This window comes from uncultured Bacteroides sp., assembly GCF_905207245.1.
In the GTDB taxonomy this organism is placed as follows: Bacteria; Bacteroidota; Bacteroidia; order Bacteroidales; family Bacteroidaceae; genus Bacteroides.
Genome location: NZ_CAJLKP010000002.1, coordinates 71,009 through 83,733 on the forward strand (window position 1 = coordinate 71,009; position 12,725 = coordinate 83,733).

Below are 12,725 nucleotides of genomic sequence, written 5' to 3' on the forward strand. Positions count from 1 at the left end.
TATTTCAAAATATCCTATTACTTTTGCACCGCATTTGAGAAAAAACAACATTCTTCCTTAGCTCAGTCGGTTAGAGCATCTGACTGTTAATCAGAGGGTCCTTGGTTCAAGTCCAAGAGGAAGAGCGAAAGAAAATCAGATGCATATTCTTCCTTAGCTCAGTCGGTTAGAGCATCTGACTGTTAATCAGAGGGTCCTTGGTTCAAGTCCAAGAGGAAGAGCAAAAAGGTTCGTCATCGTGGCGAACCTTTTTTGTTTTCTATAAAAAACACTTCATTTATTGCTGCACTTTTTAAGGAAAGCCAGAGGGGAACAAGGACGTTTAATGTTATTTAACTATCCGCTACAGCCAAGGTCAGTATACTGATACGTATTCCGTCTACTTCGCAGAAAACATCGGCGCAGGCAGTAGTCGTGGAACCGGTAGTCAGCACATCGTCTATTATCAATACATGCTTTCCCGTGAAGTACTCCGGATGGTGAAGCCGGAAGATACCGTCTACATTTTCCCAACGCTCATAAACCGACTTACGCGTTTGTGTATCCGTATGCTTTTCACGTACCACCGAAGAAACATCCACAGGTATTCCAACTACCTGAGATACTCCGCGGGCAATCCATTCACTCTGATTATATCCGCGAGCTCTCCGTTTACGAGGATGCAAGGGGACGGGGATGATGACGTCAATGTCCTTAAAAAAGCCCGTAGACGCCAGTTCTGCCGCCATGAAGCGTCCCATAGTTGCTCCTAATTCTTTCCGGCCACCATACTTGAATTGATGCAGAATCCTGCGGAAGTCGCTCCCCTTGCGGTAGAAGAAATAGGCAGTGGCACGCTCCAAAGGAATCTTTCCCCAGAACATACGTTCGATAAGGTTATCTTTTTCTTTATGATAGTTAGTGCGGGGCATATCCATATTGCACCGGGTGCAGATAGCTTCTTCACCTTCTGCAAGTGATGCTCCGCAAACAACGCAGCAACGTGGAAAGAAAAGATGAACGAAGGGTAATAACCAGAATTTAAGTATGTTTTCCATAATAAGAGGATAGTTCTATTTCTTAATTTTATTCAGCCACCTTCTCACATCCCCAACGGAGGTACTTCCTGTATAAGCCCCTGGAACACCGGATGCAAGTGCCCGTTTGTAGCGATAATATGGTGTCCTTCCATAAAGTTCTCATTTCCGTAGAAATCTGTTACCCTACCACCGGATTCCAGCACCAGCAAAGCAGCCGCAGAATAATCCCACTTGCCGATGAAGGCTTCTGCCCAGGCATCAAACCGTCCGGCAGCCACATAGCATATCGCCAAAGCAGCAGAACCGGTCATGCGTATACCGCCCACTTTGCCATATAAGTTATGTATCAGATGTTCACCCGTACGGGCATATTGCCGGGAATTATAAGGTAGTTCAACCACCAGAAAGGCATCTTCCAGTTGTTGCACATCGGAAACCCGCATTCGCTGGCCATCCACATAAGCACCACCGCCTTTCCAACCGTAGAAGCACTCGTCACGACAGGGGTCATAAACCACTCCCACCAATAACTCTTCTTTAGAGCGGAGACCTATACACACACAGTAAGGTGCATTATCATGAATGTAATTCGTCGTTCCGTCCAACGGGTCCACCACCCAGCAATAGGGTTCGTCCCGATACACTGCAGAACCTTCTTCCGTAATAAAACCGGCCTCAGGCAACAAAACGGAGAGTTCAGCTACTATCTGTTTTTCCGACTCCTTATCTACATAAGACACGTAGTCGTGCGCTTGTTTCTTCTCTACGCTTTCACTGCGGAACGTTTTCCTTTCTTCTTTCAAGAAACTTCCCGCATCCATAGCGATGCGGCAAACTTCCGCTGTAAGTGATGCTAAATCCATATTCGTTATTTTTTCTTCGTTATTCTATTATCTCCCGCGCAATCCAGGCACAAGCCTCAGCATCTGCCAGCGCATGGTGATGTTGTTCCAACTCATAACCAAAATAAGCGGCTACCGTATGTAATTGATAGTTCGGTAAACCTTTCACCCGCCTGCGCGCCGTACTTAACGTACAATGAAATTCATAGTCAGGATAATCCAGGCTGTAAGTCTTGAAAACCGCCTTGAGACAACTTTCATCAAAACCTTTATTGTGGGCTATGAGCGGAAGTCCTTCTATGAGCGGCGCAATCTCTTTCCACACGTCCGGGAATATCGGCGCTTCTGCCGTATCCGCCATCGTCAACCCATGCACGCGGGTATTCCAATAACTATAATATTCCGGTTCGGGACGAATCAGACTATAATAACTGTCTGCAAACTCTCCATCCCTCACTATCACCACACCCACACTGCACACACTGGTGCGTTGTTCGTTGGCAGTTTCAAAGTCTATGGCAGCAAAATCTTCCATCCTTATAATATCAAAATCTATTGGGCTTCCTCTGCCTGCTGATAAATCAGATTTCCTCTCTGGCTGATCGTCCATTTACCATTTTCCATGCGGACATTCTTTGTATCATCATCTTCTATATTCCAGGCATACCCTCCGGCAGGCAATGAACGGCGGTCCAGAATATCATTGGGACGCTCATCAGAGAAAAACAACTCCACCTGCAGGGAATCGGGCGCAAAAACAATATATGCCGACTTTTCCTTATCCGCCACATCTTCCATGCGGATTCCTTTTTCCCAAAGGCGAATGCAGTCTTTTTGCACTTCACTCCACGTATATCCGGCGGAAGCAATGCAGCCATGCTCGTCTTTATCATTACCCACAATATTACTTTCAGCCTTTTTATTTTTGGTATTACCACATGCTGTGAGTACGACACTCGCACCCATTAAGAGCAATAAACAGATGTATCCTGCTTTCATAAGAATCATTCATTAATATTTCGTACGCCAAAAGTACAAATAAAGCCGAAAACTTCTCCATCTGCTTCGCTCTTTTATTTTCCGGTCTACAACATGGCAGGTTGAACCTTACAGAAACAGAGTCATTTTCCTTTCGAACAAAGGAAACCAAGCCGTACCAACAAACAGTTAAAGTTCCACCAAGACAACATACCGAACCTAATATACTTAAATATGCACAAACTATTGGATATATCATTTCTTTTTTATAATATTACAGCCATATAATAATATCCACTGATATATTATGAAATGAACAATCAATCAGCGCATATTTAGTTTAAGCTATCATCACACAAGCACCGTTTATCAGGCAAAAGATTAAAGTTAACCCAATAATACGAAAGGACATGAGAGTTCTATTATTCCTGTCAGGCAGTATTTTTACACTGGGCCTCCATGCACAGGCGTTAAACCCTGCCTCCAATATACCCAGAAGTGGCGACCAACTCATAAAACACGTAGTCACCACTTGCGAACCTGGCAATACGGGTTCCGGACAAATCTGGGATTTCAGCAACCTAAAGCTCCAGAATGCAAGTTATGAGTTAAAATATACGACACAGGGTTCTGACAGCATTGTTGCCACAGAACATCATACAATGTATTATTACCTCCTATCCAGAGATAGTCTTTTCTGCCTGGGATATGAAAACCCTACAACTTCCATCACCTATCAAAAACCGGAACTACTTTTATCCTTCCCTATCTTACAAGACCAGATAGTCAGCGATTACTTCGATGGAGAAGGGAATTATTGCGAACACCTGCACATCCGTCAACGTGGTAAAAGCACCATCACAGCCGATGCCTCCGGTGATTTAATACTACCTGAAGGCGATACCCTACGCAAGGTTCTTCGCATCCACACACACAAGCTGATCCATCAGAGAATGACCTCAAAAGAGAATGCATCAGCCACTTTACAGCCGGACACTCTTCCTTATACCCTAAACCGTGACAGTATCGAGTATTTATTGGCTAACGACTCCATCCACCTGGAAACTGAAACATGGCGTTGGTATGCTCATGGTTACCGTTATCCAGTAGTAGAAACGGTTAAAAGTACTGTTTATCAGTACGGCAAACCACATGAGCATTTCTCCACTTCCTTTATCTATCTGCCGGAAGAACAATATTACGACTTGCCCTATGATGCCAACAATCAGAAAAGGCGTGACATAGCAACTGAAGAACAAATCGAACGTAAATGGAGAAATACAATCAAAGCCGGAAAAAAAGGAAAAAACGATGATATTATCAGCTACAACTATGAATTAGAGCGCAATGGTGACTTGCAGGTCAGCTATGAACTGAAACAACCGGAAGAAGTCACAGTTTCTCTTTTCAATTTGCAAGGGCAACAACTGACAATAATACGGTGCACAAGTCCCACATCAGGTCTATATAGCGAAACAATTCCAATGAACAACTACTCGGCAGGGAAATATCTGCTCCGGATAACAATTGGAAAAAGAGTTTATGCTGAGAAAATACTCAAGAAATAGCCAAACGAATCATAATCACCCCTATGAGAAAACAATTATCAACCCTATTAATATTAGTATTATTCCTGCCTGTCTATGCCCAGAGACAGGATAGTATACCTATTCCCAGTACCCTTCCATCAAACAGTTTAAACAACTCTCCGTACGTAGTACCCCGCACAATATCAGATGAAACAGTTCTCCCGTCTCCCGAAGCTGCCCAGATGAACCGTTACGTGGACTATCCCGTTTCACGGAATACAGGGACTGCTGATGTGCATATCCCTTTATACGATTTATCCCTAAAAGACATTCCTTTTTCGATATCCATGTCATACCATACTTCCGGGTGCAAAGTAGACGACATTCCCGGAGTGCTTGGATTGGGATGGACCTTGAATGCGGGCGGATGCATCTCCAGAGTGATTCACGGACAACCGGATGAATCGCTCCCATATCAACCGAAGACCCGCCAGCAAATAGAAAATAGTGCTGATTTAGATTATTTAAAGGACATCGTTCACTTGCAGAAAGAAGCCAATCCTGACCGGTATTATTATAATTTCGAAGGATATTCGGGAAGTTTTATATGCAATCCCAACGGAACAATCACACAATTACCACCCACTAACTTAAAAATACAAGGCATAAATAAGACCTCCAATGGCATTTATGATTTTTTGATAACAACTCCTTCAGGCTGTACCTATTATTTCACAGAGCGTGAACAGATGAGTTATGAATATTTTCCAACCATCCTGGACAACCTTTACCGTAGTCCGAATTACAGCACCGTATCGTGCTGGCATCTCTCAAAAATAGTATCTCCATACCGAACAGATAGTATTTCATTAACCTACACTACCATTCCTTCTTGGCGACGTGAAGAGTCAGCCAATAGCCTCTCTTCCTCTTTTGTAACCACGACCAACGGAGCTACCGGAACCAACAGCCAACAGTCAAATGCAATTTCGGCCACACACCGCACTACGTTTTCTAATCAACGGGTATTATCCCGGATAAAAAGCAGGACTACCACTATAAACTTTGCCTCTTCCACCATTTCGGGCACCCGCAAAAACGGAACCCCCAATATACGCATGGCAAAGATTGAAATAAAAAACACGCTTGGCAATACGGTACGTACCATTATATTCGACAATGATAAATTATTCGGAGACAAACGTCTGCGTTTAGAGAGTGTCAGTATTACATCCGGCACCGAGCTACTTGACAAGCGCACCTTTACCTACTACAATCAAGCCGGCAGTTACAATGATGATAAAAAAGACTTCTTCGGATACAGCAACTCCGGAATTACCACAACTTTAATTCACAACAGTATCCTCGACTATTCCGGAAAACTTTCCGGCAACCGGAGCTACCACTTCGCAAGTGCCCGTGCCTTTGCTTTAGAGAGTATCCAAGAACCGACAGGTGCCATCACTACATATACATATGAGGCTAATCGCTGTAACCTTTTCCGCTCTCCGGTAAATATAGGTTTACGTATCCAAAGTATATCCGTAACCGATCCGGTGACCGGGAAAAACAAAACATCCGAATTCACATACGAGAATGAGACCTGTACCATCAACTTTGACGACATCGGTACAACAGCCTTCATTTCCCTGTCCGGGGTCCGTGCCTCTTACATAGGAGCTCCTACCAGCATCAGCTCCGGAAGTGTCCGTACCACTTCTTGCCGCATCCCGGGCTATCGTGCCGAAAGCGCTATTATATATTATGGGAAAGTGACCGAAACAGTATCCGGAAGCGGTGTCCCGCAAAAAATAAAAACGGTATATGAATACGACACATCCAATTGTCTGCATCCTTTCAAGGGTGCAGGTATATCTTCCAATCCATCGCTCGACCCTGACAATGCCCGTTATTTGGGCACCAAAATATATTATCCTAATTTAAGTCCGGAAACCTACGAAGAATGCAAGCGCATTTATGGCCCGCAGTTCGTAGGCGGCTATTTTCAGGAAACCTGTTGGGAAAAGGCCCCACTCATCCACCGTACCATATATAAACATACACCTTCAGGCTATGAACCCATAGAAGAGGAAATCAACCGGTATTCCCTTGAACGTACAGGAATCGTACAAACAGGTTTTTATATAGAAAGCATTCTGCGCACCATAGATGCATCGGGAATAAGCAAAGAAGATTTTCAGAGTACATCCGATTTTAATTTTTTTGAAACAGAAACCGCTTGCGGACGTTTATTCAAGGACACCACCATCACCATCAGGCATTACCCTAACGCCATCTCACACCGTGAGGTAACTTCATATACCTACAACCGTTCCCGAGTGTATTCCACCCTAACAAATGTACTTCCCCCACCGTTAAGGATCATACTCCCCGGTTTTACGGAAGACAGTACACAATTGGCCGACCATGGCATACTTCAATCCATTAAAACAGTTTGCGGAAACCAAACATTTGAACATTATTATTGCTATTCATCCAATATAACGGGTGGTTTCCTCCAAAGAATTGCCAATGACGGAAATATCAGTCTTCCGGTTATGGAGAAATGGGTAATAAATACCAAAGACACAATCTTGCTGAACTGGCAATACGCTGATTTCGGGAGAGGGAATATACGTCCTTCCCGCAAAGTACTTTCATGGAACAGACAGGAAACGGCTTCACAGGCCTTCACCCTCTATGAAAAAGAATATCCACTAGAGACAATCCTCAACCGGCTTTCTCCTACCGCCTACATTTGGAATTTATCCTGGAATTACCCTATTGCAGTAGTACAGGGCACTTCCTATGCAGACACACGAGTACAGATTGCAAGTACGTCCGGCAAAAGCACTGACGAGTGGCTGTCGGCTGTGGAAGTATGGAAAAAGCCCGCCGGTTCCTTAACCACATGCTATGATTATGAACCACTCATTGGCTGTACTAAAGTGACAGAGCCCAACGGAGAAGAGACAAATTATCAATATTTAGGAGGTAAACTCAGTAAAATAACAGATCATTCCAAAAAGACAATCGCAGAATATACTTATACCCTGCGTGGAGAAGGTGCAACAGAGAATAGCATTACAACAAGGAACTATCTATACGGAACGGTGAATTACCTGGAACAAACCCAATATTACGATGGACTGGGACAGCCTATACAAATATTGGAGAAACAAACCACCCCTCTCCGGAATAACCTGCTCCACGTTCTTGAATATGATTGTCTGGGGCGTGAGACGCGTAACTGGTTACCTATACCAACTACAACAAATGGGCGTGCCACTAACTACGCCAATCTTTCCGCCAATTATTACGGTGACTCATACGCCTACACGGAAAATACACATGAAGCAGCGCCTATGGAGCAGTTATTAAAGAGAACTCCTCCGGGGAATGATTTCCGGACACACCCGGTTACTTACGAATATCTGGCTAACAGCCCACAGATAGCAGTCTTAAACTGTAATCGTTATGAGGCTGTAAACGATGAACAATTCCGTTGTACCGGTACTTACCCGGCGGGAGAACTGGAAGTTATATTAACAACAGATGAAGACGGTCACAAACAATACACATTCACCGACTTCCGGGGAAACACTGTCCTAATACGGCAAGTCAATAATGGAGAATTTTATGACACTTATACCGTACATGACGCCCTTGGCAATCCCCTACTGGTACTTCCGCCAATGGCTTCCGCCTCACTTGGCAGCAGTGGCACGTGGAGCATCCGAAACAACGAAATCCTGCAGAAGTACGCTTACTATTATCGTTACGATGCCCGCCGCTTATGCGTAGAGAAGAAACTTCCCGGAGCAGAACCGGTCTATTACGTATACGACAAAACAAGACGTCTCATGTTCTCACAAGATGGAAACCAGCGTACCGCCGGAGAATGGACATTCTACCTTTACGACAAATTCCAACGGCCGACGGTACAAGGCGTATGCAAAAACACCAATACCGCCTCGGCAGCTGCAGTCATCATCAATTGTGAACGTAGCAATAGCAACACAGGCTTGGAAGGTAGCGGATACAGTTCCACTTTCTCGCTGACCTCACCCGAAGTACATATAGTGAACTACTATGATGACTACGAATTCAAGACACTGCCCGGATTCAACAGCAGCAAATTTTCAACTGCATTTTCAACTGCAAACCCAAACTACGTCAAGGGATATCCGGCGGGCAGTATCACAAAGGTACCGGGAAGCAGTACCAAACTTTATTCTGTCAATATCTACGATATTAAGGGGCAGATTATCCAAAGCCTGTCCGCCAATCACCTGGATGGATACGAAGCAGTGGAGAACACTTATACTTTTACAGGAAAGCCCAAGACTGTGAAGCATATTCATACTAGTAATGAGAGTAAAGCCAATAAAAAAACTGTAGAAGAGAATTATACTTATAATTATGACCATGCCGAGCGTATCACATCGATAATTTATAAACTGGGAAATAATACTGTAACACTGGCGACAAATACCTATAATGAACTTGGAAGGTTGAAAAGTAAGTCGCATCATGGTTCTAATGCCAACATCATTACGTATGATTACAACATACGGGGATGGACTAAGAAAATAGAAAGCCCGAAATTCACCCAGAAGTTATACTATACAGATGGAAACAGCACGCCATGCTACAACGGTAATATCAGCAGTATGACATGGAAAGCAGATACCGAAGCCACAAGAGGATACAAGTTCACCTATGACCACCTGAACCGGATGATGAATGCCGGATATGGTGAAGGAGAGGATTTGTCGGCTAACGCAGGACGCTTCTCCGAGATTATCACCGGATATGACAGGAATGGAAATATTCTGGGACTGAAACGTAACGGAAAGAGTTCATCTTCCGCCTATGGGATGATTGACAACCTGACTCTGACGTATGACGGCAATCAACTGAAGAATGTTACGGATGCCGCTACTGACCCTCTCTACAACGGCGTGTTCAACTTTACAGATGAGAATAAGGGAAGCGGAACGGAATATCTCTATGACTCCAACGGAAATATGCAGCAGGATTATAACAAGAAAATTAGTAAAATCCAATATAATCTTTTAAATTTGCCTGCAACACTGCAATTTACCAATGGAAACCGGAAGGATTATACCTATAGTGCGGACGGGAAGAAACTGAAAGTCGTTCACAGGACGGCGATTGCAAATATATCTGTCCCCATGGGGCAGATAAAAGAGTTGGCGGCAAATCAGATTTCACAAACCCATACGGTGGATTATTGTGGAAATGTGATCTATGAAAACGGAAGTCTGAGCAAGGTACTCACAGAAGAAGGATATGCCACTCTGAGCGGGACAACTCCAACATTTTACTATTACTTGAAAGATCATCAGGGAAATAATCGGATGGTGGTGCGTTTGAACGGAACGTCGTGGAACACAGAACAGGTGAATCATTATTATCCTTTCGGAGGAGTATTTGAGGTAGATACTGAAACCTCGGGAAAACAGTCCTATAAGTATAACGGGAAAGAGTTGGACAGGATGCATGGGCTGGATTGGTATGATTATGAAGCGAGGATGATGGATGCGGCATTGGGAAGATGGCATGTGATGGACATGCATGCTGAAAATTATTATTCAACAAGTTCATATGCATACTGTGTAAATAATCCGATGAACTATATTGATCCGTTAGGAACAGATACAATATCTGTGAATAATATTGACTCGGAAAACTTTAACCCAAGAAAAGATGTTGTTGCATTAGATGAAATTACAGTAACAGCTCCTGCAATAGCTACAACCGGTTCTCAAGTTTATGAACCGGTTCATGGTTTTTTGGGATATTTAGGATACTATTTATTGGATATTGGAGCGAGGTATACTACACCAAATGGATTCACATTCAAGGTTGGAAGTAATGGGGGTATTACAGGGCTTGCTCCAATTACAGGAACCCCTCCCTTGCCTGGATTTACAAAAATCTCATCAATTAACACTGTTAAAAAATTATGGCAATTAACATCTCAAGGTGCATCAAAAACTATGAGACATCGAATTTGGGGTATGTTTTATAAAAGTAAATCAGATGGGTTATGGTGGGTAAAAGATCAGACACAACATGGAGGAAGCGTATACAAAGTATATAAAGAGACTAGTAAGGGCTTAGAATGGTACAAAGACGCTGACCAATACGGAAATTTTATTATAAATAAGCATAAAGGAAATAGTGGAATTTTTATTTCATGGAAGGAGTTAATAAAATGAAAGATTATATTCTAAAAATAAAGCAAGAAGAAAATTTCCCATTTAATTGGGTTAATTTAAGTCCTGAATCAGGAATTAACGCTCAAAGTCATAAAATAGAAATATACCCAAGGAACCAGAAAGCTAATGTCAGTAATATGAAAAGTTTATTTCATGACTTATTTAACACAATTATAAATGAACTATCTATTTTTAGCATATCATGGTGGGACTATTGTTTGGATACATGGGATATTCAAGAAAATACATATTGTTATAGTCCTCAATACTTATCTAAAGAGACTGCGAACTATTTAATCATGTTACAGAAGTCTGATATAGTACAAGGGTATTCCGGTAGCTGTATATGTAATGACTGGGACGCTTACCTATCTATTGCGCTGGATTGTCTCATAAAAGGGATAGCTCCATATGGACATCTTATATATGATTTCAATAAACAATTTTTCTTTTATTTCCATTATACAGGTAGTATCGGACTTTACTATAAAGAGGGTAATCCATTCATTACTAATCTTATAAAAAACAATATCAAATATGATATTGATATAGTATGACCTAGAAAGCAGATGCCGAAACCACAAGAGGATATAAGTTCATCTATAGCCACCTAAACCGGATGATGAATGCCGGATATGACAGGAATGGAAACATCCTGGGATTGAAACGTAGCGGAAAGAATTCATCTTCCGCCTATGGGATGATTGATAATCTGACTCTGACTTACGATGGAAACCAACTAAAAAATGTTACCGATGCCGCAACAGATCCTTTGTACAATGGCGTGTTCAACTTTACAGATGAGAACAAGGGAAGCGGAACGGAATATCTCTATGACTCCAACGGAAATATGCAGCAAGATTATAACAAGAAAATTAGTAAAATCCAATATAATCTTTTAAATTTGCCTGCAACACTGCAATTTACCAATGGAAACCGGAAGGATTATACCTATAGTGCGGACGGGAAGAAACTGAAAGTCGTTCACAGGACGGCGATTGCAAATATATCTGTCCCCATGGGGCAGATAAAAGAGTTGGCGGCAAATCAGATTTCACAAACCCATACGGTGGATTATTGTGGAAATGTGATCTATGAAAACGGAAGTCTGAGCAAGGTACTCACAGAAGAAGGATATGCCACTCTGAGCGGGACAACTCCAACATTTTACTATTACCTGAAAGATCATCAAGGAAATAATCGGATGGTGGTGCGTTTGAACGGAACGTCGTGGAACACTGAACAAGTGAATCATTATTATCCTTTCGGAGGAGTATTTGAAGTAAATACCGGAACTTCGGGAAAACAGTCCTATAAATACAACGGGAAAGAGTTGGACAGGATGCATGGGCTGGATTGGTATGATTATGAGGCGAGGCATTATGATGCGGCGCTGGGAAGATTTACGATTGTGGATCCGCTGGGGGAAAAGTATTATTCTTGGAGTCCGTATACATATTGTAAGAACAACCCGATTAATAGAATTGATCCGGATGGAAAAGATGATTATCTCCTAGAGCCAAGAGGCAGATTACACAACCGAACTCCTAAATCTCAAAGAGGTAAAAACAGCGTAGATAAACTCTATAGCTATTCTGGAAATAGCAGGAAACCTATGGGAAAGAACATTGAAGTAAAACCTGGCCTACTCTCTCAAATGCTAGAAATTCAAAAAGAAGAAGAAGGATATGGAACTTATGGTAGTACTCAAAATGTAGAGGATGCTGCGCAAGTTTTCAAATTTGCTGCGGATAATAGTAAAGCAGAATGGAAGTTGGATGTATATAATAATAATGGCACACTTACAGCTGTAGTAGCTACGAATCAGAAAGAGGATAATGTTCAAAATGGAGATTACGCCCAAAAAAGATTGTCTGTGAGTGGAGTAAAAATAGTTAATATTCATTCGCACCCGAACCCTAATGGCACTAAAGGAGGTTCTGAACAAGATATGATGAATGCTAAACCAAATCCAACAAAAAATGCGGTATATTTTAAAGCGAATCAAACTTTATATGAATATGATAGAATGCAATCAAAGATTAGAGCGACACCTGTTCAAAGTGGTATTGACATATTAAAACAAGTAGGAATTAGATAAATAGTAGA

8 protein-coding genes and 2 tRNA genes are annotated in these 12,725 nt (G+C 42.3%); 6 read left to right on the forward strand and 4 right to left on the reverse strand.

Going from position 1 to position 12,725, the window contains the following annotated elements; genetic code table 11:
• Nucleotides 1-51: 51 nt before the first annotated feature.
• Together QZ135_RS01185 and QZ135_RS01190 are read left to right on the forward strand one after the other, a co-directional pair.
• Nucleotides 52-125 (forward strand) — tRNA-Asn (locus QZ135_RS01185).
• 22 nt (nucleotides 126-147) lie between these two features.
• Nucleotides 148-221 (forward strand) — tRNA-Asn (locus QZ135_RS01190).
• Between the two features lie 111 nt (nucleotides 222-332).
• Here QZ135_RS01190 and QZ135_RS01195 read toward each other — a convergent pair.
• Genes QZ135_RS01195 through QZ135_RS01210 form a run of 4 tightly spaced genes read right to left on the reverse strand, consistent with a single transcriptional unit; the run spans nucleotide 333 to nucleotide 2,860 of the window.
• Nucleotides 333-1,037 carry a ComF family protein gene (locus QZ135_RS01195; protein WP_294605135.1) on the reverse strand — a complete coding sequence of 235 codons (705 nt, stop codon included), beginning with the start codon at nucleotides 1,035-1,037 and terminating at the stop codon, nucleotides 333-335.
• 44 nt (nucleotides 1,038-1,081) lie between these two features.
• Nucleotides 1,082-1,882 (reverse strand): inositol monophosphatase family protein, encoded by an 801-nt coding sequence (locus tag QZ135_RS01200; protein WP_009132474.1) that lies wholly within the window; start codon nucleotides 1,880-1,882, stop codon nucleotides 1,082-1,084.
• 19 nt (nucleotides 1,883-1,901) lie between these two features.
• Nucleotides 1,902-2,396, reverse strand: a complete 495-nt coding sequence (locus QZ135_RS01205) for a 3'-5' exonuclease (protein ID WP_294605139.1) — start codon at nucleotides 2,394-2,396, stop codon at nucleotides 1,902-1,904.
• Nucleotides 2,397-2,413: 17 nt separating this feature from the next.
• A complete protein-coding gene (locus tag QZ135_RS01210; RefSeq protein ID WP_294605143.1) occupies nucleotides 2,414-2,860 on the reverse strand; it encodes a hypothetical protein in 447 nt (148 codons plus the stop codon).
• 389 nt (nucleotides 2,861-3,249) lie between these two features.
• Here QZ135_RS01210 and QZ135_RS01215 point away from each other — a divergent pair, with 389 nt between their 5' ends.
• The 4 genes from QZ135_RS01215 (at nucleotide 3,250) to QZ135_RS01230 (ending at nucleotide 12,717) form a co-directional block, all read left to right on the forward strand.
• A complete protein-coding gene (locus tag QZ135_RS01215; RefSeq protein ID WP_294605146.1) occupies nucleotides 3,250-4,407 on the forward strand; it encodes a T9SS type A sorting domain-containing protein in 1,158 nt (385 codons plus the stop codon).
• A gap of 23 nt (nucleotides 4,408-4,430) precedes the next feature.
• Entirely contained in the window at nucleotides 4,431-10,616 is a 6,186-nt protein-coding gene (locus QZ135_RS01220) for a DUF6443 domain-containing protein (protein WP_294605150.1), read from the forward strand.
• Nucleotides 10,613-11,173 (forward strand): hypothetical protein, encoded by a 561-nt coding sequence (locus QZ135_RS01225; protein WP_294605152.1) that lies wholly within the window; start codon nucleotides 10,613-10,615, stop codon nucleotides 11,171-11,173. The genes QZ135_RS01220 and QZ135_RS01225 overlap by 4 nt, the downstream gene beginning before the upstream one ends.
• Before the next feature lie 62 nt (nucleotides 11,174-11,235).
• Complete coding sequence (locus QZ135_RS01230; protein WP_294605153.1) at nucleotides 11,236-12,717, forward strand: JAB-like toxin 1 domain-containing protein; 1,482 nt, start codon at nucleotides 11,236-11,238, stop codon at nucleotides 12,715-12,717.
• Nucleotides 12,718-12,725: the final 8 nt, after the last annotated feature.

Bases quoted from the DNA above. Each gene is read 5' to 3' on its own strand.
- QZ135_RS01215 (WP_294605146.1), top strand. From the start codon at position 3,250: ATGAGAGTTCTATTATTCCTGTCAGGCAGTATTTTTACACTGGGCCTC.
- QZ135_RS01220 (WP_294605150.1), top strand. From the start codon at position 4,431: ATGAGAAAACAATTATCAACCCTATTAATATTAGTATTATTCCTGCCT.
- QZ135_RS01210 (WP_294605143.1), bottom strand. From the start codon at position 2,860: ATGAAAGCAGGATACATCTGTTTATTGCTCTTAATGGGTGCGAGTGTC.
- QZ135_RS01225 (WP_294605152.1), top strand. From the start codon at position 10,613: ATGAAAGATTATATTCTAAAAATAAAGCAAGAAGAAAATTTCCCATTT.
- QZ135_RS01230 (WP_294605153.1), top strand. From the start codon at position 11,236: ATGATGAATGCCGGATATGACAGGAATGGAAACATCCTGGGATTGAAA.
- QZ135_RS01195 (WP_294605135.1), bottom strand. From the start codon at position 1,037: ATGGAAAACATACTTAAATTCTGGTTATTACCCTTCGTTCATCTTTTC.
- QZ135_RS01200 (WP_009132474.1), bottom strand. From the start codon at position 1,882: ATGGATTTAGCATCACTTACAGCGGAAGTTTGCCGCATCGCTATGGAT.
- QZ135_RS01205 (WP_294605139.1), bottom strand. From the start codon at position 2,396: ATGGAAGATTTTGCTGCCATAGACTTTGAAACTGCCAACGAACAACGC.